The organism is Slackia faecicanis (assembly GCF_003725295.1).
GTDB lineage: Bacteria > Actinomycetota > Coriobacteriia > Coriobacteriales > Eggerthellaceae > Slackia > Slackia faecicanis.
In genome coordinates this window covers 67,654-91,782 of the sequence record NZ_QICB01000001.1, presented here as the reverse complement: position 1 = coordinate 91,782, position 24,129 = coordinate 67,654, and the positions used below count along the sequence as shown (strand labels likewise).

At 63.4% G+C, this 24,129-nt stretch carries 22 protein-coding genes and 1 tRNA gene; 1 reads left to right on the top strand and 22 read right to left on the bottom strand.

Going from position 1 to position 24,129, the window contains the following annotated elements; all coding sequences use genetic code 11:
- Window positions 1-12 precede the first annotated feature (12 nt).
- From DMP07_RS00435 to pyrR, 9 genes are all read right to left on the bottom strand, one after another.
- Entirely contained in the window at window positions 13-273 is a 261-nt protein-coding gene (locus tag DMP07_RS00435) for a DNA-directed RNA polymerase subunit omega (protein WP_123197198.1), read from the bottom strand.
- A 17-nt stretch (window positions 274-290) separates the two neighbouring features.
- Complete coding sequence (gene gmk / locus DMP07_RS00430; protein WP_123197197.1) at window positions 291-854, bottom strand: guanylate kinase; 564 nt, start codon at window positions 852-854, stop codon at window positions 291-293.
- A 30-nt stretch (window positions 855-884) separates the two neighbouring features.
- The gene (gene mihF / locus DMP07_RS00425) at window positions 885-1,193 is read right to left on the bottom strand and encodes an integration host factor, actinobacterial type (RefSeq protein WP_123197196.1); all 309 of its coding nucleotides are present in this window, start codon (window positions 1,191-1,193) and stop codon (window positions 885-887) included.
- Window positions 1,194-1,562: 369 nt separating this feature from the next.
- Window positions 1,563-2,273 carry an orotidine-5'-phosphate decarboxylase gene (gene pyrF, locus DMP07_RS00420; RefSeq protein WP_123197195.1) on the bottom strand — a complete coding sequence of 237 codons (711 nt, stop codon included), beginning with the start codon at window positions 2,271-2,273 and terminating at the stop codon, window positions 1,563-1,565.
- Window positions 2,267-3,181 carry a dihydroorotate dehydrogenase gene (locus DMP07_RS00415; protein ID WP_162843066.1) on the bottom strand — a complete coding sequence of 305 codons (915 nt, stop codon included), beginning with the start codon at window positions 3,179-3,181 and terminating at the stop codon, window positions 2,267-2,269. The genes pyrF and DMP07_RS00415 overlap by 7 nt, the downstream gene beginning before the upstream one ends.
- The gene (locus tag DMP07_RS00410) at window positions 3,181-3,972 is read right to left on the bottom strand and encodes a dihydroorotate dehydrogenase electron transfer subunit (protein ID WP_123197193.1); all 792 of its coding nucleotides are present in this window, start codon (window positions 3,970-3,972) and stop codon (window positions 3,181-3,183) included. The genes DMP07_RS00415 and DMP07_RS00410 overlap by 1 nt, the downstream gene beginning before the upstream one ends.
- 147 nt (window positions 3,973-4,119) lie before the next feature.
- Entirely contained in the window at window positions 4,120-5,412 is a 1,293-nt protein-coding gene (locus DMP07_RS00405) for a dihydroorotase (RefSeq protein ID WP_123197192.1), read from the bottom strand.
- Window positions 5,396-6,340 carry an aspartate carbamoyltransferase catalytic subunit gene (locus tag DMP07_RS00400; RefSeq protein WP_123197191.1) on the bottom strand — a complete coding sequence of 315 codons (945 nt, stop codon included), beginning with the start codon at window positions 6,338-6,340 and terminating at the stop codon, window positions 5,396-5,398. The genes DMP07_RS00405 and DMP07_RS00400 overlap by 17 nt, the downstream gene beginning before the upstream one ends.
- Before the next feature lie 4 nt (window positions 6,341-6,344).
- Window positions 6,345-6,932, bottom strand: a complete 588-nt coding sequence (gene pyrR / locus DMP07_RS00395; protein WP_123197190.1) for a bifunctional pyr operon transcriptional regulator/uracil phosphoribosyltransferase PyrR — start codon at window positions 6,930-6,932, stop codon at window positions 6,345-6,347.
- A gap of 412 nt (window positions 6,933-7,344) precedes the next feature.
- On the opposite strand from pyrR, the gene DMP07_RS00390 reads away from it, so the two are divergent.
- The gene (locus tag DMP07_RS00390) at window positions 7,345-8,532 is read left to right on the top strand and encodes a putative ABC transporter permease (RefSeq protein ID WP_244594791.1); all 1,188 of its coding nucleotides are present in this window, start codon (window positions 7,345-7,347) and stop codon (window positions 8,530-8,532) included.
- A gap of 108 nt (window positions 8,533-8,640) precedes the next feature.
- Here the strand turns inward: DMP07_RS00390 and DMP07_RS00385 are convergent, their stop codons facing one another.
- The 13 genes from DMP07_RS00385 to mtnN all read right to left on the bottom strand — a co-directional run bounded on the left by DMP07_RS00385 (window position 8,641) and on the right by mtnN (window position 24,129).
- Window positions 8,641-9,108: a viscotoxin-A3 gene (locus DMP07_RS00385; protein ID WP_123197189.1), complete on the bottom strand. Its 468-nt coding sequence runs from the start codon at window positions 9,106-9,108 to the stop codon at window positions 8,641-8,643.
- Between the two features lie 102 nt (window positions 9,109-9,210).
- Window positions 9,211-9,798, bottom strand: coding sequence for a hydrogenase maturation protease (locus DMP07_RS00380; RefSeq protein WP_123197188.1), 588 nt, complete (start codon window positions 9,796-9,798; stop codon window positions 9,211-9,213).
- Between the two features lie 158 nt (window positions 9,799-9,956).
- The gene (gene recO / locus DMP07_RS00375; protein WP_123197187.1) at window positions 9,957-10,736 is read right to left on the bottom strand and encodes a DNA repair protein RecO; all 780 of its coding nucleotides are present in this window, start codon (window positions 10,734-10,736) and stop codon (window positions 9,957-9,959) included.
- Between the two features lie 141 nt (window positions 10,737-10,877).
- Window positions 10,878-12,638 (bottom strand): threonine--tRNA ligase, encoded by a 1,761-nt coding sequence (gene thrS, locus DMP07_RS00370; protein WP_123197186.1) that lies wholly within the window; start codon window positions 12,636-12,638, stop codon window positions 10,878-10,880.
- Window positions 12,639-12,803: 165 nt separating this feature from the next.
- Window positions 12,804-13,349 carry a zinc ribbon domain-containing protein gene (locus tag DMP07_RS00365; protein WP_123197185.1) on the bottom strand — a complete coding sequence of 182 codons (546 nt, stop codon included), beginning with the start codon at window positions 13,347-13,349 and terminating at the stop codon, window positions 12,804-12,806.
- Between the two features lie 343 nt (window positions 13,350-13,692).
- Window positions 13,693-16,365 (bottom strand): valine--tRNA ligase, encoded by a 2,673-nt coding sequence (locus DMP07_RS00360; protein WP_123197184.1) that lies wholly within the window; start codon window positions 16,363-16,365, stop codon window positions 13,693-13,695.
- 5 nt (window positions 16,366-16,370) lie between these two features.
- Window positions 16,371-17,744: an ATP-dependent Clp protease ATP-binding subunit ClpX gene (clpX, locus tag DMP07_RS00355; protein ID WP_123197183.1), complete on the bottom strand. Its 1,374-nt coding sequence runs from the start codon at window positions 17,742-17,744 to the stop codon at window positions 16,371-16,373.
- A 3-nt stretch (window positions 17,745-17,747) separates the two neighbouring features.
- On the bottom strand, window positions 17,748-18,371 hold the full coding sequence (locus DMP07_RS00350) for an ATP-dependent Clp protease proteolytic subunit (RefSeq protein WP_123197182.1): 624 nt from the start codon (window positions 18,369-18,371) through the stop codon (window positions 17,748-17,750).
- A 152-nt stretch (window positions 18,372-18,523) separates the two neighbouring features.
- A complete protein-coding gene (gene tig, locus DMP07_RS00345) occupies window positions 18,524-19,942 on the bottom strand; it encodes a trigger factor (protein ID WP_123197181.1) in 1,419 nt (472 codons plus the stop codon).
- Between the two features lie 82 nt (window positions 19,943-20,024).
- Window positions 20,025-20,110, bottom strand: a tRNA-Leu gene (locus DMP07_RS00340).
- A gap of 128 nt (window positions 20,111-20,238) precedes the next feature.
- The gene (locus DMP07_RS00335; protein WP_123197180.1) at window positions 20,239-22,320 is read right to left on the bottom strand and encodes a cation:proton antiporter; all 2,082 of its coding nucleotides are present in this window, start codon (window positions 22,318-22,320) and stop codon (window positions 20,239-20,241) included.
- Between the two features lie 3 nt (window positions 22,321-22,323).
- On the bottom strand, window positions 22,324-23,253 hold the full coding sequence (locus DMP07_RS00330; RefSeq protein ID WP_123197179.1) for a diacylglycerol/lipid kinase family protein: 930 nt from the start codon (window positions 23,251-23,253) through the stop codon (window positions 22,324-22,326).
- A gap of 183 nt (window positions 23,254-23,436) precedes the next feature.
- Window positions 23,437-24,129 (bottom strand): 5'-methylthioadenosine/S-adenosylhomocysteine nucleosidase, encoded by a 693-nt coding sequence (gene mtnN, locus DMP07_RS00325; RefSeq protein ID WP_123197178.1) that lies wholly within the window; start codon window positions 24,127-24,129, stop codon window positions 23,437-23,439.

The following is a 24,129-nucleotide window of genomic DNA, read 5'->3' as shown; positions in this document are numbered from 1 at the left end:
CTGGAACGCGGCTTAATGCTGCGAAATATCGATGGTCTCGGGGTCGTAAGAAACCTCGCCGCGGGCGATTTCGGCGAAAGCCATGGAAAGCGGCTTCTTGTTGTTCGCCTTGGCGATTTCGACGGCGCTCGAAAGCTGGATGGCGCGATCGCGCTGACCGCGCATCATGTCGTTGATATCATGCGCGCGCTTGGAAGCAAGAGAGCACAGCAGGAATCGGTCGTTGTCGGTGGCGTCCAGCAAGACGTCGATCTTGGGGTCGATGATGCTCATAAATCTACGTTCCTCGTCTATATAGTAGCCTGGCGTTCGATGTAGGACACCACTTCATCGGTGCAGACATCGATATCGTCGTTCACGAATTGTATATCATACTCCATTTTGCGCGAAAGCTCCAGTTCGGCGTTGCGCATGCGCAGCACGACACTGTCTTCGTCTTCGGTGCCGCGACCTCGCAGCCTTCGTTCGAGTTCGTCGAGCGAAGGAGGCTCGATGAATACGAGATGCGCGTCGGGGTTCTTTTCCTTGATCTGGAAACCGCCCTGCACGTCTATTTCGAGAATAACCTGGTCGCCGACGGCCATGTGGGATTCGACCAGAGCGCGCGGCGTGCCGTATTTATGGTCGTGGACCTGGGCCCACTCGAGCAAACCGCCCTCTTCGACCATACGGTCGAATTCGGCATCGTCCACGAACAGATAATGCACGCCGTCCACTTCGCCTTCGCGCGGCGCGCGCGTCGTGGCGGAAATGGAAACCCACGCGCCGGGAACCCGCTCGAGAAGACGAGATACGAGCGTACCCTTGCCGGCGCCCGAAGGGCCGGATATGACGAAAAGGTTCCCTTTGCGCATGAATCCCCCTTTGTTTGAAAGAAACCCGTTTTAGCGGAGACGCTCGAGCAGAGCGGCCTCCTGGCGCTCGCCGAGGCCCTTGAGGCGGCGGCTTTCGGCGATCTTCAGCTCGCCCATGATCTTCTCGGCCTTGGCCTTACCGTAGCCGGGAAGGGTTTCGATCAGGGTGGAGACCTTCATACGGCCGACGATGGGATCGTCTTTCATTCCGAGGACGTCTTCCAGGGAAAGCTTGCCGGATTTAAGATCGTCGCGAACCTGGGCGCGCTTGATGCGAGCAGCCTTGGCCTTCTCGAGTGCGGCCTGGCGCTCTTCGGCGCTCAATTGGGGAATTGCCATTCTGTACTCCTTCGCATCTGCATGGTCTTGATTGCAGCGATACGGGATAATACCACATGAAACGGCGTTTTCAAGAACTCTTGCCCGTATTCTCTAAGTTGCCGCATTATCGTCGGGATTACCCGTTTTTGCCGCTCTGACCTGTGTATTTTCAATGACGCGCAGCGCGCGTCGGAACCGTTCGAGGGCCTGTGCGCACGCCGTTGCAAGGCATGTTCGCACATGCGCCTCGAAGCCCCGAAAAACGGGCCGCGGGGCGTAAAAAACCTCCCGTCCCTGCGTCGGAACGGGAGGCTCGATATCGCTCGACGCCTGAGGCGGCCGCATCGCGGGCGCAAGGCCGCGCATATGCGGTGCGCGGCAAGGCGGTTAAAGCTCGGCCGCGATGGCGTCGAATGCGGCGGCGGGATCTTCGGCCTGCGTGATGGGACGGCCCACCACGATATGGGAAGCGCCCGCATCGAATGCCTGGCGCGGAGTGGCCACGCGGCTCTGGTCGCCCAGGGCGGCGCCGACCGGACGCACGCCGGGCGTGACGATCAAGGCGTCGGGGCCCAGAAGCTCGCGCAGCATGGAAGCCTCCTGGGGAGACGCCACGACGCCCGAAAGGCCCGCATCCTGAGCGCAGGTCGCAAGGGTCTTCACCTGCTCGGTCATCGAGCGGCTCACGCCGGTCTGCGCGAGCGTTTCGTCGTCCATGCTGGTAAGGACCGTGATAGCCAGCGTGTCGGCATCGCAGCCGGCCTCGTCGACGGCGGACTGGGCCGCCTGCATCATGGGCACGCCGCCCACAGCATGCATCGTGATCATGTCGGCGCCCGCCTCGACGGCAGACGCGGCCGCGCCGCTGACCTGGTGCGGAATGTCATGGAACTTCAGATCCAGGAATACCTTGAAGCCGAGCAGCTTGAAGATCTCGACGATCGAGGGGCCCTCGGCATAATAGAGCGTCATGCCCACCTTGAGCCACTTCGCCTTGCCCTGCAGGCGCTGGGCGAGGTCGAGCGCGGTCTGGCGGTCGCAGTCGAGCGCCACGATGACGCGGTCTGCGCGCGGAATGCTTTCATACGCTGCTAGCATTGCAGCCCTCCGATCAGTTCGTTGACGTCTTCGACGCCCTGGCGTTCGCAATATTCGATGATGCCGTCGAGCACGTCGTTTTCGGCATGCGGATTGGTGAAATTCGCCGTTCCCACCGCGACGGCCGTGGCGCCTGCGAGCATGAATTCGACGGCGTCTTCGCCGGTCATGATGCCGCCCATGCCCAGGATGGGCACGTCGACGGCCTGGTAGCACTGCCACACCATGCGCAAGGCGACGGGCTTGACCGCGGGGCCGGACAGGCCGCCCACCACGCGCGCGAGCTTGGGACGGCGGCTGTTCGCGTCGATCGCCATGCCGAGCAGCGTGTTGATCAGCGAAATGGCGTCGGCGCCCGCGGCCTCGGCGGCGCGCGCGATCTCGGCGATGTCGGTGACGTTGGGCGAAAGCTTCACGATCATCGGGCGCTTCGCCACTTCGCGGCACGCGCTCACGACGGCCGTGACGCTGGGCACGTGGGTGCCGAAGGTGAGGCCGCCCGCGTCGACATTGGGGCAGCTGATGTTGATCTCGTACGCGTCGGCGGTGCCGTCTTCCTCGAGAGCCTCGATCACCTGCACGTATTCTTCGAGGCTATGGCCCGAAACGTTGACGATCGCGGGAACGCCCTGGCTTTTGATCCACGGAAGGTCGACCTCGCACAGATGCGCGACGCCGGGATTCTGCAGACCGATCGAATTGAGCATGCCGCTCGGCGTTTCGGCGATGCGGGGGGAATCGTTGCCCTCCCAGCCATGCAGCGAGACGCCCTTGGTAGTGACCGCGCCCATGCGGGACACGTCGACGAAATCGGCGTATTCGCGGCCGGCGGCGAACGTGCCGGAAGCGTCGGTCACGGGGTTGGGCATGATAAGGCCGCCCAGATTCACCTGAAGATTCAAAGCCATTACCACACCACGTCCTTCGCATCGAAAACGGGGCCGTCGACGCAAGAACGCTTCTTGCCCGCAGAGGTCTCGACCACGCAAGACAGGCAGGCGCCCACGCCGCATGCCATGCGCTTTTCCATAGAAACGAAGCAGTCGACGCCGGCTTCGTCGGCAAGCGCCGCGACGGCGCGCATCAGCGGCTCGGGGCCGCAGCAGTACACGGTGGCGTACTCGCCCGTCGCGAGCTGCTCGCGCACGGGCTCGGTGCAAAAGCCCGCATGTCCCACGCTGCCGTCGTCGGTCGCAAGCACGGGGTCGCGGCCCAGAAGGGCGGCGTAATCGGCGCGGGTCACGAGCATCGATTCGGTCTGCGCGCCCAGCACGACCTCGAACGGACGGCCTTCGGCCGCCAGCTTCTCGGCGAAAAGGAACAGCGGAGCCGCGCCGACGCCGCCGCCGACGATGAGGGACTTGCCCTCGCGCTCCTGCCAGCCGTGGCCCATGGCGCCGATCAGGGCGCATTCGACGCCCGGCTCGTAGGAGGTCATGAACGAGGTGCCCTCGCCCACCACCTGATAGATGATTTCGATGAAACCGGCCTCGCGGTCCGCGCGGTAGACCGAGAACGGGCGGCGGAGGATGTGGGCCTCCATGCCCGTCAGCTGCATATGCACGAACTGACCCGGCTCGATGGCCTGGGCCATCTTCGGAGCCGCCAGGGTAATCTTGTACAAGCGAGGGCCCATCTGCTCGTTCGCGAGCACGCGCGCCTTTTCGTCGAAATGCTTCGACGCGAAGCGATCACACATAAAGAACCTGCCTATCCGAAATAAAAGACCATGCCGGTCCTATCGCCGGCATGCCATGCGAGTATAACGCAAGAAGCGGCCCGCCTCGGCTTGAAGCCGTGCGGGCCGCCCGACAGCACATCTGCTGCAAAAACGTCCGATTCGACGCTACTCGACGATTTCGCCGTTCTCCAGCGTTGCGACGCCGCCCACGAACACGTCGGTCGCACGGCCGACGAGCTTGGCGCCGATGAAGCCGGAATTCTTGGACTTCGAGACGAACTCCGCCTCGTCGACGACCCACTCGGCATCCGGGTCGAACACCGTGATGTCGGCGACGCTGCCCTCGGCGATCTTCACGGGCTCCAGGCCGAGAATCTCGCGCGGCGCGACGGCCATCAGCTCGACCATCTGAGAGTAGTCGATCTGGCCCGTCTTGACCAGGTGCGTGTTGATCAGCGCGAAGCTGGTCTCGAGACCAGTCATGCCGAAGGGCGCGTACTCGAACTCATGCGCCTTCTCCCATGCGGCATGCGGAGCATGGTCGGTCACGACGGCATCGATGGAGCCGTCCTTGACGCCCTCGATCAGAGCCTCGCAGTCGGCCTTAGTGCGCAGCGGCGGGTTGACCTTGAGAGAGGTGTTGTACGTGGAGTCGATGTCGTCCTCGGAGAGGAACAGGTGATGCGGGGTGACTTCGCAGGTCACCGCGAGGCCCTTGTCCTTCGCGGCGCGCACCATGTCCAGGCCCGCGGCCGTGGAGATGTGCTGGATGTGAACGGCGCAGCCCGTCAGCTCGGAGAGCATGATGTCACGCGCGATCTGCAGCTCCTCGCCCTGGGCAGGCCAGCCGAGAAGGCCGAGACGCGTGGAGACGACGCCCTCGTTCACCTGGCCGGCGCCGACCAGGCCCTCGTCCTGGCAGTGGCTCATGAAGACGCGGCCGAACATCTTGCCGTAGTCCATGGCGCGGCGCATCATGCCGGCGTCCTGGATGCCGCGGCCGTCGTCGGTGAAGGCGACGGCGCCCTGGGCCACCATGTCGCCCATCTCGGAGATGATCTCGCCCTTGAGACCCTTGCTCATGGCGCCGGCGGGATACACGCGGCACTTGCCCACCTGGGCGGCGCGGGCGACGATGTAGCCCACCACGACGCCGTTGTCGGTCACGGGGTCGGTGTTGGGCATGCAGCACACGCCGGTGAAGCCGCCCTTGGCAGCGGAGCGGGTGCCGCTCGCGATGTCTTCTTTATGCTCGAAGCCGGGCTCGCGCAGGTGGACGTGCATGTCCACCAGGCCGGGAACCAGGTACTTGCCGGACAGGTCGCGGACCTCGGCGCCTTCGACCTCGATGCCCTCGGCGACGCGCGCGATCTTGCCGTCTTCGATCAGGACGTCCATGACGCCGTCGAGCTCGACGGACGGATCGACGACGTGCGCGTTTTTAAGAATCAAGGCCATTGTCGGCACCTCCCAAAAGCAGATACATTGCAGCCATACGCACGCAGATGCCGGCGTAGACCTGTTCAAGGATGACCGAACGCTCGGGATGGTCGGCCATGTAGCTGTCGAATTCCACGCCGCGGTTGATCGGGCCGGGATGGCAGATGATCGTATCGGGCTTCATGAGCTTCTCGCGCTTCTGCGTGAGACCGAACAGGTTGTGGTATTCGCGCAGGCTCGGGAACGGCGCGCCTTCGAGGCGCTCGCGCTGGATGCGCAGCATGTAGACCACGTCGAGCTCGGGCAGAACGTCGTCCAGATCGGCGCTCACATGGTCGGCGCCCAGGACGTCGGGGCGCGCAGGCATCAGCGTACCGGGGCCGATCAGCGTGACCTCGGCGCCCATGATCTTGAGCGCGGGAACGAGCGAGCCGCACACGCGGGAGTGGCCGATGTCGCCGACGATGCCCACCTTGAGGCCGTCGAAGGACTGCTTGTGCTGCCAGATCGTATACAGGTCGAGCAGGGCCTGGGTGGGATGCTGGTGCTTGCCGTCGCCCGCGTCAATGACGCAAGCGGGGGTGTGCTGGGAGATGATATGGGGAGCGCCCGCGTGCTTGTCGCGCACGACCACCATGTCGATCTTATAGGAATTGAGCGTGGCCACCGTGTCGATGAGGCTTTCGCCCTTCACCGTGGCCGTCGAAGAGCCGCCGAAGTTCAGGCTGTCGGCGGAAAGGCGCTTCTCGGCCAGCTCGAACGAGCTGCGCGTACGCGTGGAAGGCTCGTTGAACATGTTGACGATCGTCTTGCCCTTCAGCGTGGGAACCTTTTTGATCGTACGCTGATTGACCTCGGAAAACGCCTTGGCGGTTTCCAGGATGGTCATGATGTCGGAGTCGGAATACTCCGTAATGTCGATAAGATGCTTATGATTGAAGGCCATCGCCTTATTCACCTCCAAGGGGAGCGGAGCCGGCGCGTTCGCCCGGCTTCATCTCGAGAATCTCCACTGCCGAAACGCCGTCGACCTCTTCGAGGAACAGGCGCACGTTCTCATCGTGGGAAGACGGGACGTTCTTGCCCACGAAATCGGCGCGGATCGGAAGCTCGCGATGGCCGCGGTCGACCAGGACCGCCAGCTGGATCACGCTCGGACGGCCGAGGTCCATGACCGCGTCGAGCGCGGCGCGGATGGTGCGGCCGGTGTAGAGAACGTCGTCCACGAGCACGATGTCTTTGCCGTCGATGTCGAACGGGATGTGCGTGGCGTGGATTTCAGGGGCGAAGTTGGTCAGGAAGTCGTCGCGATAGAAGCTGATGTCGAGGCTTCCGAGCGGCACCTTCGTGCCCTCGATCTGCTCGATCTTCTCGGCGAGACGCTTAGCGAGCAGGTCGCCTCGCGTGACGATGCCCACGAGCGCGATGTTTTCGGCTCCGTGGTTGGCTTCCAGGATCTGGTGGGCGATGCGCGTAAGCGAACGCTCGATTTCCGCGTCATCCATGACGACGGATTTCACCTGGTAGGTGTCTTTCATACACACTCTCCTTTCACGTTGTGCGAGTGCGTACAGACTGACCTTGGACCGCCTTCCGCGTCCGGACATAAAAAATGCCTCGGCCGGGAGGGCGAAGGCTTCGTGGGTGCCATATGTAAGCGCTTGTTCTGGCACCTGGCGCGCGGCCTTGCCGGTCTCTCTGTACCGTCTTAAAGGACTTGTCCAGTATAGCGCGAATGCGAGCATATGTAACCCCCTTTTCTCATGAAGATGCACGTTCGTGCATAAAAAGATTCCGTTCATCCATTTCGTGCCGTTTGTTCCCCATTTCCTCCGATCCGTCACCGAAGCGTCATTTCTTTCGCGCCGCCGACGAACTACACTCGAATCGACGCGCCCACGACAGGCGAAAGCGCGCGCCCGCAATGCCGACCCCGACCGAAGGAGCACCGTGACCGATACCGCTTTGCAAGACCAATCGCTCGCCCAGCCGTCGAAGAAGAAGCTTCCGCTTCCCCTGAAGGTCTTCGGCATCGTTCTCATCGTCATCGGCGCGCTGTCGCTGCCCGCCATTTTCGGCGCGGCCTTCAGCATGTCGGAAGGATTCGAGAAGTCGCTCGCCGAATACGGCACCACGACGCTCGTCATCTTCGGCGTGCAGATCGCCCTGCTCGTGGCCACGGGCGCCCTCTATATCGCTTTGGGCATCTACCTGCTGCGCAGCAACCGCCGCCATGCGCGAACCGCGCTGGAAACCCTGATTGTGCTCGACATCGCCCAGCTGCTCTGCGAGATGATGGTGTTCGGCATCGAGCTGGGAAGCATCGTCTCCGCTCTCGTGCGCCTCGTGGTGGCCGTCGCGTTGATGGTCTACATCGACCCGTCCCTTTCCGAAGAGCGCGAGCTGCGCCGCAAGCTGCGCGACCTCGAGCTGCGCGAACGAGCCGAAGACGGAACGCTCGGACGCGACGAGAGCGGCAAGGGCTTCATCCGCCTCGACTTCTTCAACCTTTTCTGGATCTTCATGGTGTGCTGCGTGCTCGGCCTGCTGATCGAAACCGTCTATCACTTCGTGATGTTCGGCGGCTACCAGGACCGCGCAGGCGTCCTCTACGGCCCCTTCTCCCCCATCTACGGATTCGGCGCGGTGCTCATGACCATCGCCCTCAACCGTTTCCACGACAAGCCGCTGCCCCTGATCTTTCTGGTCAGCGCCGTGATCGGCGGCGCGTTCGAATATCTGACCAGCTGGTTCATGCAGTTCGCATTCGGCATCGTGGCCTGGGACTACACGGGCTCGTTCATGTCCATCGACGGCCGCACCAACTTCGTGTTCATGTGCATGTGGGGCGCGCTCGGCTGCGTCTGGATTAAGCTCTTGCTGCCCCACCTGCTGAAGTTCGTCAACATCATCCCGTGGAACTGGCGCTACGCCGTCACCTCGATCTGCGCGGCGCTCATGATCGTCAACGGCGCGCTCACGCTGTTCGCGCTCGACTCGTGGTACCAGCGCGAAGCGGGACAGGAGCCGCATAACGCCATCGAGCAGTTCTGCGCGCGGCACTATGACGACGAATTCATGAAGGAACGCTTCCAGACCATGTCGATCGACCCCGACAACGCCACCCGCGCCCGCTAGCGTCGGACGCGCGAAGGCCCCGTTTCCGAACGGTTTTCCGCTCGGAAACGGGGCCTTCTTTCGTATCGGGGCCATACGGCGCCGCGCCGGGCTCGCATGCGCGTTTCGCTAGACGAACACGCCCGCGAGGCGCGGATTGAGAAACACGTTGTAATACGTGGCCGCGCCGATCATGACCAGGCCCACCAGCACGGAAACCGCCGCCCAGACGCGCTGGCGCTTGAGGTAGGTTTCCTTGGAAACCCCCATGGAAAGCGCGCGCATCAGCGCGTATTTCTGCGTCGCGTTGGCGAACGCGAACGTCACCGCCGTCAGCGCGACCAGCACGATCGCGCCGAGCACCACAGCGAGCGGCGTGCGGTCGGCAAACGCGTTCACGAAGCACGTATCGGCCACGAGCCACAAGGGATAGAACACGATCGCCACCCACAGCCCGTACGCAGGCCCCCAGACCGGAGGCAGGAACAACGCGCCGATGTTCAGGCGCGGCACGCCTTCCATGAGCTCGCGCTCCATGCGCTCCCGTTCTTCTTCGGCGCGAACGGCCGCCTCTTTCTTCGCTTGCTTCTTGCTCATCGGCGTAATCCCATCGGTCGAAAAAGTCCCGTACGCCGCATCCTGCGGAAAACGGGGCGTGAAAACCATCGAATGCGCGGCGCTCGCGCGCAGTACGTGCGCCTAGTTCGCACGCACAGAGAAGTCGACTTCGTCGGCGAGGCCCTGCGCGCACGGAGCGCCCGCGAGCTCGGCCTGCTGCGTCGGAGGAACGAACGGCGTGCCGTCGGCGTAGGAGAAACGCACGTCGCGGCGCACCAGCTCGGCCAGCACGGAATCGACCGCGAGCGGCAACGCGTCGTAGAGGTCGGGCGTCAGCCCTTCGGCGATCGTGGCGGGCGTCATATTCTCGACCTGGATGCCGAAACAGATGCCGCGGGCCTCATAGCCCAGAAGCGACGCCGCATTCAGAAGGTCGATGACGCGCAGGTCGTGCAACGATTGCATGACAGGGTGGCCCGCGATGTCTTCGGGCGCGAATCGAAACACCGTGCCGGGCTTCTCACCCGTGCCGTCGACCGCATCGACCACGATCAGGAAATCGTGGTCGCGCACGACGGGCAGAAGGTCCATCGTCATGCACCCGGCGTCGAAGATCGACACGTGCTCGGGAAACGAATATTTTTCGGTGAGTTCGTCGAAAACCGCGGGGCCGATTCCGTCATCGAGCATGAGACGGTTTCCGACGCAGATGATAGCTATTTTTTCCATGCCCCCATCCTAGCGTCAACCGCAGGCGGCGCATGAAGCGATCGGACCGTTGGCATGAAAAACGCAGAGCAGCGTGCGACCTGCGCTTCGAAACGGCGGGCGGGCCGGCACCGAAGGGCGGCGGGCGGGCCGCGCATGCCGGACAGCGCGGCCGTATATCAGAAAACGCCTGAAACGAACAGGAACTCGAGCGACTTGATCCTCGATCCGAGGTGCTCGCGCGCCCATGACTGGCATACATGCAGCACCTCGAAGGAAACCCGCACAGGCGGAGCCTGGCGGGCGACGGCATCGAACGTCGACATGAGCAGAAAATCGGCCCACGAAAGCACCTCTGCGGGAACGCGCACGGCGTCGGAGAACAGAAGGCATGAATCGCAGACCGCTCCTCCTTCCGCCACCGAGAATCTGACGCCGACGCGGCTTTCGGTCACAGCGTCGAACGCGAGCAGCGCGCCGCAGACGACGCAGCGACGCAGGCTGGGACGAAAGCCCGCGAACGAGAACGCCTTGAGCATATAGGCCGCGCACACCGCCGCCGCCCCCTGCGCATCGGCTCGCTCGGCATGGGAAAACGCCGACGACGAAAGCGCGAACAACTTTGGCGACTCCAGGCCCGGCTGGCACAGACGCGCAGCGAGGTCGGCCATAGGCGCAGCCGCGGCGGCGTGCTCCATATCGGCGGTCAGCCCCCGATGGGCGTCGACGAGACGCGCTTCTTTAACGATGTCGAGATTCTTGCCGCTCGCCATGAGCAAGTCGACCTCGCAGAAGATTTCAAGCCTCGAAGAGAACGGCGACGAAGGCTTGCGCGCGCCCTTCGCGACGGCGCGCACCTGTCTGCCGTCTTCGGCAAGCAGCGTCACGATGAGGTCGGACTCCGCAAGCTTGGTCTTGCGCAAGACCAGAGCGCGCAAAGCGTACGTCGCGCCTGCCACGCCGCACCTCCTTTCGCACATCGAGGCGCATATGCCTCGGCGGACAAAGCCCGCAGGGACGAAGCCCTGACAAGCCGAAAGCGGCGAAGCCCCTCCGGCTTCGCCGCTTTCCGTATTGATTCCGATAAAACGCGGCCGCGCTTATGCGCGGGTGCGGATCTCTTCGGTGATTTCGGCGATGAACTCGTCGACCGACTTCTGCACCGTTTCGTTGGAACGGTCGCGCACGGAGATGTTGCCCTCTTCGGCCTCTTTCTCTCCGAGAATGAGCATATACGGCACGCGGTCGATGCTGCGCGCCTCGCGGATCTTGTAGCCGATCTTCTCGTCGCGATCGTCCACCACGACGCGCACGCCCGCAGCCTCGAGCTTGTCGGCCACGGTGTGGGCATAGGCGCGGCTCTTCTCAGACACCGGCAGGACCTTCACCTGCATGGGAGCGAGCCACGTGGGGAACTTGCCCGCGAAGTGCTCGATCAGAATGCCGATGAAGCGCTCGATGGAGCCGAAGCACACGCGATGCAGCATGATCGGGCGCTTCTTCTCGCCGTCAGCGTCGGTGTATTCGAGGTCGAAGTTCAGCGGCATCTGGAAGTCGAGCTGAACCGTGCCGCACTGCCACGTACGGCCCAGGGAGTCGTCCAGATGGAAGTCGATCTTGGGGCCGTAGAAGGCGCCGTCGCCTTCGTTGACCACGTAATCCATGCCGAGCTGGTCGAGGGCGGTCTTCAGGCCGCTTTCGGCGGCGGCCCAATCCTCGTCGGAGCCCATGGAGTCCTCGGGGCGCGTGGAGAGCTCGACATGGTAGGTGAAGCCGAACTTGTCGTAGACGGACGTGATCAGGTTGGCCACGCCGACGATTTCCTCGGTCAGCTGGTCGGGGCGCACGAACAGGTGCGCGTCGTCCTGGTTGAAGCAGCGCACGCGGAACAGACCGTGCAGGGCGCCCTTGAGCTCGTGGCGATGGACCAGGCCGATTTCGCCGGCGCGAATGGGAAGCTCACGGTAGCTATGCGGCTTGGAGGCGTAGACCAGCACGCCGCCAGGGCAGTTCATCGGCTTGATGCAGTACTCTTCCTCGTCGATCGTGGTGGAGTACATGTTGTCCTTGTAGTGGTCCCAGTGGCCGGAGGTCTCCCAGAGCTGGCGATTCATGATCTGCGGCGTGGAGATCTCCACGTAGCCTGCGGCATGGTGGATCTCGCGCCAGTAGTCGAGCAGGGTGTTCTTGAGAATCATGCCGTTAGGCAAGAAGAACGGGAAGCCCGGAGCCTCGTCGCGCATCATGAACAGGTCCATTTCACGGCCGATCTTGCGGTGGTCGCGCTTTTTGGCCTCTTCGATCATCGTGAGATGGGCGTCGAGCTCTTCTTTGGTGGCGAAAGCGGTGCCGTTGATGCGCGTGAGCATCTTGTTGCTGGAGTCGGCTTTCCAATAGGCGCCGGAAACGCCCGTGAGCTTGAACGCCTTGAGGGCCTTGGTGTAGGTGAGATGCGGGCCGACGCACATGTCGATGTAGTCGCCCTGCTGATAGAAGGTGATGCGGGCGTCTTCGGGCAGGTCGCCGATATGCTCGACCTTGTACTTCTCGCCGCGCTCTTCCATCAGCGCGATGGCCTCTTCGCGGGGAAGCTCGAAGGCGTTGAACTTGAGGTTCTCTTTGACGATCTTTTTCATCTCGGCCTCGATGGCGGGAAGGTCGTCTTCGGACAGCCTCTTGTCGCCCAGATCGACGTCGTAGTAGAAGCCGTTATCGGTCGCGGGGCCGTACGCGAAGTCGGCCTCTGGATAGAGGCGTTTGATGGCCTGCGCCATGATATGCGCGGCGGAATGACGGATGACGTGGGTGGATTCCTCGGGCGAAATCTCGGCCACGGAGCCGTCGTTATACAGGGCCTTCATAGGAATGTCTCCTCTCGAACGATGCGAGTACGCATGGTGAAACGAATCGGTGCCGGCGCTCGGACGGATGCCGGCGGATGCGCCCTGGCGCCGCTTTCGCGGCGATGCGGACGCCGACAAGAAAAGCCGCCTCGAACGAGACGGCTTTCGAAGCTCGAACCGAAGCTATCGCTCCTGGCGAGGACGCGCTGCGCCCTGCTGGCCCTGACCGGCCGGATTCGCCTGATGTGCCGCCTGCTGTCGCGAGGCGCCGGTAGTTCGCGCGCTGCGACGCGCGGCGACGCCGGGAAGCGGCGTGGCGCAATACGGGCAGATGGTCCACGACGGATCGAGGGCATGGCCGCACTTGGCGCACTGGTTCTTCAGGCGCTGATGGCACTGCGGGCACAGCACGTAATCGGCCTCCACGGGATAACCGCAGTTGCCGCATTCGCCGTAATGCATCAGCTGACGCTGCTTCAGGGCGATTTCGAGTTCCTGCTCGTCGCGATCGATCTGCAGCAGCGGCGGACGAAGCAGGCAATAGGCGATGACGCCGAGCACGGGGATAAGGGCGACGAGAGCCCAGGCATACCACAACGTGCCGCGCTGATAAGCGTCGCGCACCACCCAGACGACGGAAAGGACGTAGAGAGCCACCAGCAAGACGATGATGGCGGTCACCGCCATCTGAAGTTCGGGGGTCCACAGCTGAGAGAGAATCTCGCTCATGTTCGCTTCCTTTTCAGGCCGCGCGGCCATTCACCCCGCGGATCGATTTCTACGCAATAAACGCAAAGCATTGTACCGGATTCTCGGCGCGGCCATCCGAAACGCACGAGGAACGCGCGCTTCACACATCCGCGTCGAAAAAGGCGCCTGCCAGGAACGTGTTTTCGAAAGCGCCGCGCCGGTTTCGAAGCGCATGCGGCGAACGCGAGCTGCGCCCGAATCGAAAAGACCGGCCCCGAAACGATATCCGGGGCCGGTCTTCGGCACGAGCCGCGCAGGCCGGAACAGACCGCAGGAACGGCTCGAAGCGCGCCGCACGTCGACGCCGCGCTTCGAGGGCCCGTTAGCCGAGCTCGGCGATCTGAGCGACCACCAGGTCGATCTTCGCGACGAGTTCGGCGTGCTTGGCCTTGTCCTTCTCCACGATTTCAGGCTTCGCCTTGGCGAGATAGCCGGGGTTGGAGAGCTTCTTCTCGACCTTGACGCTTTCCTTCTGGAGCTTCTCGTGCTCCTTGACCAGACGATCGCGCTCGGCGGCGAAATCGACCAGGCCGGAAAGGACGCAGTACACCTCGCAGCCGGACACGAGCGTCGCGGCGCTTTCGGCGGGCTTGTCGAGGTCGGCGGCGACGGACAGAGACGCCGTGCGAGCCAGGCCCTCGATCAAGGCGCGCTGCTCGTCGACCAGGACGGCGTCCTGCTCGCTGGCGGCCTTCACGGCCACGTCGAGCGCCTGCTTCGGCGAGATGCCGTAGCGTGCGCGGACCGAACGGACGGCGGACACGATGCCGCAGACCAGGTCGATCGAACGCTCGGCCTCTTCGTTCTTCCAGCATGCGAGCGTCTCGGGCTCGGGCCAGGCGGCCATCATGAGCGCGGGGGCCTCGTCGCCGTGCGGCAGCTTCTCCCAGATGGCCTCGGTCACGAAGGGCATCGCGGGATGCAGCAAGCGCAGGGCGTTGTCGAGCACGTAGACCAGGTTGCGCTGGGTCTGCAGACGGGCCTCGCCCTCCTGCTGCAGCGCGGACTTGGTGAACTCGATGTACCAGTCGCAGAACTCGTTCCAGAAGAAGCCGTGCAGCTCGCGCGCGACTTCGCCGAACTGGTACGCCTCGATGCCTGCGGTGACGCGCTCGGAAAGCTGCGCGAGGCGCGAGAAGATCCACGCATCGGCGGGGCCGGTCACGCGGGGCTCGCCCGGCATGAAGCCCTCCAGGTTGGAAAGCACGAATCGGCTCGCGTTCCAGACCTTGTTCACGAACGAACGGGCGGCTTCGGTGCGCGGCGAATCGATGAGCTCTTTGGTCTCCTTATCCAGGTTGGCGTCGAAACGCACGTCCTGGTTATTGGTGACCAGCGTGAGCAGGTTGAAGCGCATCGCATCGGCGCCGTACTTCTCGATCAGGTCCATCGGGTTGACGCCGTTGCCCTTCGACTTGGACATGCGCGTGCCGTCCTTAGCCAGAATGGTGGCGTAGATGACCACATCGTGGAACGGGATCTCGTCGAGGAAGTACGTAGACGCCATGATCATGCGGGCCACCCACAGCGCGATGATGTCGCGCGCCGTGACGAGCGCCGCGGTGGGATGATGGCCTTCCATGAGCTCGGGCTTATCGGGCCAGCCCTGCGTGGCGAACGTCCACAGCTGGCTCGAGAACCACGTGTCCAAAACGTCTTCGTCCTGGCGCGTGGCGGCGCCGCAGTGCGGGCAGGCATGCACGTCTTCCATGGACGCATCCATCCAGCCGCATTCGTCGCAGTAGAACACGGGGATGCGATGGCCCCACCACAGCTGGCGGGAGATGCACCAGTCTTTAAGGTTTTCCATCCACGTCAGGTAGCTCTGCGTCCAACGCTCGGGGTGGAACTTCACCTTTCCGCTGGTCACAGCCTCGGTCGCGGGGCCTTTGAGCCTATCGACCGCGACGAACCACTGCTCCGACAGCCACGGCTCGAGAGCGGACGGGCAGCGGTAGCAGTGCATCACGGAGTGATGGTGGTCTTCGACATGGTCGAGCAGGCCGTGCTCCTCGAACCAGGCCACCACGGCCTCGCGGCACTCCTCGCGGCTCATGCCGGAGAATTCGCCGTAGCCTTCCACCACGTGCGCGGTCTCGTCGAAGATGTTGATCTTCTCGAGGCCGTTGCGCTCGCCCATCGCGAAGTCGTTGGGGTCGTGCGCAGGCGTGACCTTCACGAAGCCGGAACCGAAGTCGGCGTCGACGTAGAAGTCGCTGAAGATCGGGATTTCCCTGTCGACGATCGGCAGCTTGACGGTCTTGCCGACGAACTTGTCTTTGTCATGGTCTTTCGGGGAAACCGCGACGCCGGTGTCGCCGAGCATGGTCTCGGGACGCGTGGTGGCCACCACGATGTACTCCTGTCCGTCGACAGGCTCGGTCAGCGGGTAGCGGAGGTGCCACAGATGGCCGTCCTCCTCCTTGTACTCCGCCTCGTCGTCGGAGATGGCGGTACGGCAGTGCGGGCACCAGTTGACGATGCGCTTGCCGCGATAAATCAGATCGTCGTGATACCAGTCCACGAAGGTCTTGCGCACGGCCTTGGCGTAATCGTCGTCCATGGTGAAATGCGGGTCGGAGAAATCGACCGAGCAGCCCATGCGCTTGACCTGCTCGACGATATGGCCGCCGTACTCGTGCGTCCAATCCCAGCAGGCGTCGATGAACTTCTCGCGGCCGATTTCACGGCGTGAGATACCCTCGGCGGCGAGTTTCTTGTCGACCTTCGTCTGCGTGGCGATGCCGGCGTGGTCGGTGCCCAAGATCCAGCGGGTCGAACGGCCGCGCATGCGCATGAAGCGCACGAAGGTGTCCTGGATGGTGTCGTCCATCGCGTGGCCCATATGCAGCTTGCCCGTGACGTTGGGCGGCGGGATGGTGACCGTGCAGTCGCCCACGCCCTTCGAGCGCTTGTAATAATCGCCCGCAAGCCACTTGTCGAGCATCGCCTGCTCGATGGATGCGGGGTCGTAGTTCTTGGAAAGCTCTTCCATTGCCTCTACTCCTGGGTCTCGTCGGCCGTTTCGGCCTGATCGGAAGCGTCTTCGAGCTCCTCGGCGGTCTCGATCCGCGGTTTCGTCGAACCCTCGATATCGCTCGCGCGCACGACGACGCGCGTGCCGGGCTCGTGCTCAGGCAGATCGAACATGACGTCTTGCAAGACGCGCTCGCAGATCGAACGCAATCCGCGGGCGCCCGTGCCGTGCTCGACCGCCTCGTGGGCGATCGCGCGCAGCGCGTCATCGGCGAACACGAGTTGCGAATCTTCAAACTCGAACATGCGCGTGTACTGCTTGACCAGCGCATTCTTGGGGTCGGTCAGAATATGGACCAGGTCGTCTTCGGTCAGCTCGTCGAGAGAGCAGATCACGGGAATGCGGCCCACGAACTCGGGGATCATGCCGAACTTGTTCAGGTCTTCGGGCAGCACCTTGGAAAGCAGCTCCGCCTCGGCGTGCTTTTTACTCTCGGGCATGTCGTTGGTGAAGCCGATGCCGGTCTTGCCGACGCGCGAGCCGATGATATCGGCCAGGCCCACGAAGGCTCCGCCCAGAATGAACAGGATGTTCTTCGTGTCGATGTGGATGAGCTCCTGCTGGGGATGCTTGCGGCCTCCCTGCGGAGGAACGGCGGCCTCGGTGCCCTCGACGATTTTGAGCAGCGCCTGCTGCACGCCCTCGCCCGACACGTCGCGCGTGATGGAAAGGTTTTCGGCCTTGCGGGCGATCTTGTCGATCTCGTCGATGTAGATGATGCCGATCTGCGCGCGCTCGATGTCGAAATCGGCGGCCGTGATCAGCTTCAGCAGGATGTTCTCGACGTCTTCGCCCACGTAGCCCGCCTCGGTCAGCGTGGTGGCGTCGGCGATGGCGAACGGAACCTGGAGCGTGCGCGCCAAAGTCTGCGCGAGCAGCGTCTTGCCGGAACCGGTCGGTCCGAGCAGCATGATGTTGCTCTTCGCGAGCTCGATGTCGCCCTCGCCCGCCTCCTGGCCGAGGCTGATGCGCTTGTAGTGGTTGTAGACGGCCACGGAAAGAGCGCGCTTCGCCGCGTCCTGACCGACGACATGCTGGCTCAGACGGTCGTAGAGCTCATGCGGGGTGGGCAGCGAAGCAAGCACCTGCTCGGCGCTCGGAACGGCCTGCTGGTCCTCGGCCGGCTCGACGGCCTGCTCGTCGGAACGGGCATCGCCCTCGCGCATATAGCCGCCCTGCGAAAGCACGTCGGAGCACACCGAGATGCATTCGTCGCAGATGCACACGCCGTCGGGGCTTTGGATCATGCCCCCCACCTGGTCGGCGGACTTGCCGCAGAAGATGCAGCGGGCGTCTTTGGGGTCGACGCTTTGCGGGTCGTTGTCATTGATTCGCATCGGTTAGGCTTCCTTCTTCGCAACGGCGCGCGAGGTGATGATTTCGTCGACCAGGCCGTATGCCTTGGCCTCTTCGGCGGTCAGCCAATGGTCGCGCTCGGAGTCGGCGTGGATCGTTTCGATGGACTGGCCCGTATGCTTCGCCAGAATGCCCTCGAGACGCTCGCGGCACTTGCGCATCTCGGCGGCCGCGATCTCGAAATCGGTCTGCTGGGTGCGCGATTCCGCGCCGCCCATGGGCTGGTGGATCATGATCTGGGAATTCGGCGTGATGAAACGCTTGCCGGGAGCGCCTGCGGTGGTCAGGACCGAACCCATGGAGGCGGCCATGCCCATGCACACGGTAGAGACGTCGCAGCGGATGAACTGCATGGCGTCATAGATCGCGAGGCCCGCGGAAACGCTGCCTCCCGGAGAGTTGATGTAAAGGGAGATGTCCTTTTCGGGATCGGCGCTTTCGAGGTGCAGAAGCTGCGCGACGACGATGTTCGCCACGTCGTCGTCGATGGCGCTGCCCAAAAAGACGATACGGTCGTTAAGCAGGCGCGAATAGATGTCGTAGGAGCGCTCGCCGCGGGGCGACTGCTCGATGACGTAAGGGATGGTGTAGCCGTTACGTATATCCATAATATTCCCTTTCCGGTAATACAACCTTGGCTCGCCTCCTTCGGAAAGGTGACGAGCCAAGGTCAATGTAGCACGATATAACGAACGCGACCTTCGAAGGCGCTGCAGGCTTACCGTACATCCATAGAAGCAAGGGGCCGTGGCCCTATGCGTTATTCGGCAGCGGGAGCCTCTTCGTCGGAAGCGGCGGCCTTCTTGGAGGTCTTCTTAGCGGAAGTCTTCTTCGCAGGCTTCTCCTCGTTCTCCTCGGCAGCAGGAGTCTCGACCTCTTCGACGTCGGCCTCGGCAAGCAGGGCCTCGAGAGCCTTGCCGCGCATGATGCCCTCGCGCACGATGTGCAGACGACCCTGGGCCTTCCACTCGGCGTAAAGGGCGTCGGGATCCTGAGCGCCGCTGTTCTTGAACTCCTCGACGATCTCCTCGTCGGAAACCTCGATGCCGGCATGGCGGGCCCATGCGTCGAGAGCAAGGTTCTGCTTGACGGTGTCGACGGCCTGGAGCTTGACGTCTTCCTTGAACTTATCGGCCGTGATGTCCTGGGCCTTCAGGTAGGCGTCGAGCGTGGCGCCCTGGTTCTGCAGCTGGGTGAAGAAGTTCTGCAGCAGGTCGCGCTCGGCCTCTTCGGCCATGACCGCGGGAACCTCGCCGATCAGGCGCTCCTGCAGAGCGAACAGGGCGTTGTTCTCCATGATGCGGGGAATGATGTCGCCCTTCTGCTGCTCGATGGACTCGCCCATGCGGACGCGCAGCTCGGCGACGTCGGCGAAGCCCAGGGTTTCTTTGACCCACTCGTCGGTGACCTCGGGAGCGACCTTCTTCTTGACGGCCTTGACCTCGATCTCGAAGGTGACTTCCTCGGTCTTGTCCTTGAGGATGGACGTCATCATGCAGGGGTTCTCGGCCACGTTGAGGGTGATGCTCTTGGTCTCGCCCTTCTTCATGCCCAGCAGAGCCTCGTCGAAGGCCGCGGGGAACAGGCCCTGGCCCATCTCGTAGAGACGGTCCTCGGCGCCCAGGGACTCCATGACCTCGCCCTTGTCGTCCTTGACGACCAGAGTGATCTCGACGCTGTTCTCCTGCTTGACCTTGGTGTTGGCAGGGGCGTTCTTGTAATCGTAGTAGTAGTTGCCCAGAGCCTCGATCTGCTCGTCGATTTCAGCCTCGGAGGCCGTCTTGAACGGGACCTCGATGTGCACGGGGGAATAATCGGAGAGCTCGAGAGCCGGCTTGACCTCGAACTCTGCGGAGAACGTGAAGTCCTTGCCCTCTTCGACCAGGCCCTCGACGTCGCCGAACTTCGGCTGGGAGATCATGTTCAGGTCGTTCTCGTCGACGGCGAGGGGGAAGCTCTCATTGAGCAGCTCGTCGGTGACGGTGGAGCGGACGGCGTCCTTGCCCAGGTTGCTGTCGATGACAGGGCGCGGCACATGGCCGGGACGGAATCCGGGGAAACGGTACTTAGCGCCGAAATCCTTGTAAGTCTTCTTGATGCGAGCGTCGATCTCGGCAGCCTCGATGGTCACCGTGAGCTTGGTGGCACCGGACTCGAGAACCTCTACCTTCGTTTTCAACTCTATCCTCCATCTGAGTCTTGCTCAGTCCGTCCGAAGACGAACAGGTTACCTATGGCGAACGCCGCCGCGTAAACGCGGATGGTGCGGGCGAAAGGACTTGAACCTTCACGGGGGTCGCCCACCAGAACCTAAATCTGGCGCGTCTGCCAATTCCGCCACGCCCGCACGCTTTGCGCCCCCTTTCGGGACACGCAACAGTACATGATAGCAAAAACAGCCGCTTTAGTGGAGAAGCCTCCCCGATTCCACAGCAAGCATGGCCGATCCCCGACCGCCGCCCGCGCCGAAACGGCCTAGACCTTGTCTTCCAGGTCGAGCTGCATGAGATGCACGTTCTCGCGCATCATCTTGGCGGTGGCGCGGTTGATGCGGCCCGCCTCGTACATGTCCTGGATATGGTCGAGCTCGAGGGTGCATGCGATACGGCGCATCTCGGTGGCCTTGTCTTCGGCGCGCGCCGCAGCGGCCACTCCGCGTCCGGCCCTTCTCACGCGACGCAGGTCGCGCTGCACTTCCACCATGAGCGCGCTGACGTGCTCGGTTCTGTATGCCGGGTCGTCCAGGCGCACGCGCAGCCTGGAAAGCACGTATTCGAAGGCCTTCGCCTGGAATTCGCGCGTTTCGGCCTCTTCCTGAGACGACGTCTTCAGCAGGTTCTTGTCGTGCAGGGCGCGCTTGATCGAGCGGGCCACCAGGTCGAGCCTGCTGCGGGCGATGCCGATCAGCCACCACACGTTGCGCTCGTGGCACACGAGGTCCATCTCGCGGCGCACGCGGCGCAGAAGGCGGTACCCCACCACCGGCGACACCGTGTCTTCGTCCAAGGCCTCGAGAATGAAGTCCTGTTCCCATTCGAGCGCCTGCAGGCGCAGGCACGAATCGTCGTCTTCGTAGCCCGTTCCCTGCTTGATGCGGTCGATGCGGTCGTTGTACTGCTTCATGACCACCTGCGTGGCGCGGCGGTTCTCCCTGGTCTGGCGGGCGGCAAGATCCTCGATGACCAGACGCAGCACCTCGATCGAAGCCTGGATGTCGGTTTCATAGGCCCGAGCCTCGTCTTTGTCGGGAAGAAGGAGCGGAAGCACGAAATTCGCCAGCAGCAGCGTGACCAAGATCACGCCGCTCGCGAGAAAAATCAAGAAGTCGCGCTGCGAGAACGCCCCTCCCGCCGCGTCGATGGAATACGGCAGCGTGAACATGATCGACAGCGTCACGGCGCCCTTCGGGCCGGCGAGCGCCAAGGCGCACGACTCGGCCAGCGAATCCTTCGTCATGAGCTTGACCGAGCGCATGACGCTTTTCACCTGCTCGGGCGTGCCGCCGCTATTGCGCTGCTCGCTGCGCGCGGTCTGTTTGCGACCGATGTAGCTGAGGGCGAGAAACCACGCTACGCGCACGCCGATCACCACGGCCGCAAGCAGCAAGACGAGCGCGATCAGCTCGGGATTGCTCACCGAACGGTCTTCCCAGGTGTCCGACATGGCATGCGGAAGCTGCACGCCCAAAAGCACGAACACGATGCCGTTGAGCACGAAGCCGAGCACCTTCCATACGCTCGCGGAGACGATCTTCATGCGGGCGATGTTGGGGCCGATGCTGCGATTTCTGAACAGCGACCCCGAAAGGCCCGCCGCGACGACGGCGAGGATGCCCGAAACGTGAAGCTCCTCGGCCACGAGAAAGACCAGGAAAGGCGTGAGCACTTCGAACATGACGTGAAACGTCGTGTCCTCCAGGCCGAAATCGCGCACGCGCGACGCGATGAACGCCAGCACGGCCGCGCACACCAAGCCGATGGCGATACCGCCGAAAAAGCTCACGAAAAACGTCGTCGTGGCGTCGAGGAGCGAGAAGGTCCCCGTGGTGAGCGCAGCAACCGCGAACTGGAACGACACGACGCCCGAGGCGTCGTTGATCAGCGATTCTCCCGAAAGCAGGACCTCCTGGCGCTTGTTCAGCGACGCGCGCTGGGACAGCGACGCCACCGCGACCGCATCGGTCGGGCCGAGGGCGGCGCCCAAGGCGAAGGCCGCCGCAAGAGGGATGCTCGGCTGCACGAAATTGAGCACGAAGCCCACCACGAGCATCGCGACCACCACCAGGCCCACGGCAAGCGAAACGATCACCGTCCGGTTCGACCACAGCGACACCTTGTCGACCTGACGCGCCTCGTCATAGAGCAGCGGGGCGATGAACAGCACCAAGAACAGCTCGGGATCGATGGTGAAGTTCGACGTGGTGAAGCCCCAAAGGGCTATGACCGCGCCCAGGGCGATCTGGATAAGAGGCGTCGAAACCCCTCGCACGAGCTGATTGATGACCGCGGAGATGACCACGGCCACGGCAAGGATGAGAATGAAGCTGAACGTCGTCATGCATCAGGCCCTTCGGTCGAAGAAAAGAACGTCGATTTCGCGCGGCAGGATCGAGATGTCGAAGCGGTCCGCGACGATGCGCTCGCCGTCGACCTGCGCGGGCGGAGCCGCCGAGAACGAGACCGACAGCCGCTTCGCCCGATAAAACGACAGCACGTCGGCGTTGCCCGTGTGCTTTCCGTCTTTCGCGCTGAGGAACAGCTTCGCCGCGCGTGCGAACCCGATCGGCGGGTGCGCGATGCAGCAGTCGAAGACGCCGTCGCAAGGGTCGGCATCGGGGCATATCTTGAAGCCGCCGCCGTAGGTGGGCCCCACCTGCACCGCGAAGAGGAACATCGAACGGCGCTGAGGCTCTCCCCCGTCGATCGACAGCTCGTAGGCGTATTCGTCGCGGTGGAACATGAGCTGCTCGATGCCCTCTTCGAGAAACAGACGCGTGCCCGTGCGGCCGGTCTTGACCCTGCGCTCGTGCGTGCCGAGCGCGATGGCCGCGTCCAGGCCGAACGAGAGCGTCTGCATGAAAGGCGTGCCGTTCACGATCCCCACGTCGGCCGCGCGCCGCGTCGCATGCGAGAGCGCCGAGAAGGCGTCGTCGAAGGCGAGCGGCATTCCGAGCGTGCGGGCGTAATCGTTGCCGTTTCCGCAGGGAAGAAGCCCCAGGACGGGCCTGTGCTCGCACGCGATCTCGAGAAGGCCCGCCGCCGCTTCGTGCACCACGCCGTCGCCTCCCACGACGACGACCGTGTCGTAAGCGCCGGCCGCGGCCGCGAGCGCGCGGGCATGGCCCGGCTCACGCGTGGTCTCGATGGAAAGCGACTGGAAAGGAGAGGCGTCGGATGCGCCCGCATACCTGAGAAAAGCCGCCCCTCGGGCGCCGTTGCCGTTTTGCGCGGCAGGATTCACGATGGCCAAAGCGTTTCCGAGACGACGCACGAAACGACCCCTTCCCTTCTTCCTTCTTCACTCCAGCAGCGTATCCGTTGCATTATACGGCGAGCCCGCGCGATTCCCTCCGCGCAAAGCCGACGCTTTTTCCATCCCTCGCCCGAAACGACGAAGGCGCGGCATGAGGCCGCGCCTTCGCATGATTCGCCGATTCCCCGGCGGGCAGAGCCGCTAGCTCCTGATTGCGAGCGCCTTCAGAAGCGATGCGGTGAAATCGCAGGCGATCGCCGAGGCCTTCGTACTGTTGATTTCGTAGTTGCCGAAGCCGTCGTGCTCGGCCGTGTCGGTGATACCGCGCACGGACACGAATGCGACGCCGTTCGCGAAACACGTCTGCGCCATGGCGGCGCTTTCCATGTCAACGGCAAGAGGGTCGTGGCGCGCGATCACGTCGCCGCGGCACTCGTCGTCGATGAACTGCTCGCCCGACACCATGGCGCCGAAGCGCACGGGGGCCGCGAAGCCCTCGGAGGCGGCGCGGGCCGCGTCGATCAGCGCGGGATCGGCGTCGAACACGCCGCCCGGATAGTACGGATACGAATCGACGAGCACCATCTGGGCATCGACGTCGTGATGGCAGAACGTCGATCCGACGACGATATCGAACAAATCGAGAGAGGGGTCCATGCCGCCCGCCGTGCCGGAATTCACCAAGACGTCCACGCCGTAGCGGTCGATCAGCATCTGGGAAACCATGGCCGCGTTGGTCTTGCCCACGCCGCAGCATGCCAGCACGACGTGCACGCCGGCGAATTCGCCCTCATGCACGTCGATCAAGGCCGCATGCTCAGTCGTGCCGCCGACGAGCTTCTCGATGAAAGGAGTCGCCTCGGTCTTGGTGGCGCAGATGATTCCGAGAGCCAT

Bases quoted from the DNA above. Each gene is read 5' to 3' on its own strand.
- DMP07_RS00435 (WP_123197198.1), bottom strand. From the start codon at position 273: ATGAGCATCATCGACCCCAAGATCGACGTCTTGCTGGACGCCACCGAC.
- gmk (WP_123197197.1), bottom strand. From the start codon at position 854: ATGCGCAAAGGGAACCTTTTCGTCATATCCGGCCCTTCGGGCGCCGGC.
- mihF (WP_123197196.1), bottom strand. From the start codon at position 1,193: ATGGCAATTCCCCAATTGAGCGCCGAAGAGCGCCAGGCCGCACTCGAG.
- pyrF (WP_123197195.1), bottom strand. From the start codon at position 2,273: ATGCTAGCAGCGTATGAAAGCATTCCGCGCGCAGACCGCGTCATCGTG.
- DMP07_RS00415 (WP_162843066.1), bottom strand. From the start codon at position 3,181: ATGGCTTTGAATCTTCAGGTGAATCTGGGCGGCCTTATCATGCCCAAC.
- DMP07_RS00410 (WP_123197193.1), bottom strand. From the start codon at position 3,972: ATGTGTGATCGCTTCGCGTCGAAGCATTTCGACGAAAAGGCGCGCGTG.
- DMP07_RS00405 (WP_123197192.1), bottom strand. From the start codon at position 5,412: ATGGCCTTGATTCTTAAAAACGCGCACGTCGTCGATCCGTCCGTCGAG.
- DMP07_RS00400 (WP_123197191.1), bottom strand. From the start codon at position 6,340: ATGGCCTTCAATCATAAGCATCTTATCGACATTACGGAGTATTCCGAC.
- pyrR (WP_123197190.1), bottom strand. From the start codon at position 6,932: ATGAAAGACACCTACCAGGTGAAATCCGTCGTCATGGATGACGCGGAA.
- DMP07_RS00385 (WP_123197189.1), bottom strand. From the start codon at position 9,108: ATGAGCAAGAAGCAAGCGAAGAAAGAGGCGGCCGTTCGCGCCGAAGAA.
- DMP07_RS00380 (WP_123197188.1), bottom strand. From the start codon at position 9,798: ATGGAAAAAATAGCTATCATCTGCGTCGGAAACCGTCTCATGCTCGAT.
- thrS (WP_123197186.1), bottom strand. From the start codon at position 12,638: ATGAAGGCCCTGTATAACGACGGCTCCGTGGCCGAGATTTCGCCCGAG.
- DMP07_RS00365 (WP_123197185.1), bottom strand. From the start codon at position 13,349: ATGAGCGAGATTCTCTCTCAGCTGTGGACCCCCGAACTTCAGATGGCG.
- DMP07_RS00360 (WP_123197184.1), bottom strand. From the start codon at position 16,365: ATGGAAGAGCTTTCCAAGAACTACGACCCCGCATCCATCGAGCAGGCG.
- clpX (WP_123197183.1), bottom strand. From the start codon at position 17,744: ATGCGAATCAATGACAACGACCCGCAAAGCGTCGACCCCAAAGACGCC.
- DMP07_RS00350 (WP_123197182.1), bottom strand. From the start codon at position 18,371: ATGGATATACGTAACGGCTACACCATCCCTTACGTCATCGAGCAGTCG.
- DMP07_RS00335 (WP_123197180.1), bottom strand. From the start codon at position 22,320: ATGACGACGTTCAGCTTCATTCTCATCCTTGCCGTGGCCGTGGTCATC.
- mtnN (WP_123197178.1), bottom strand. From the start codon at position 24,129: ATGGCTCTCGGAATCATCTGCGCCACCAAGACCGAGGCGACTCCTTTC.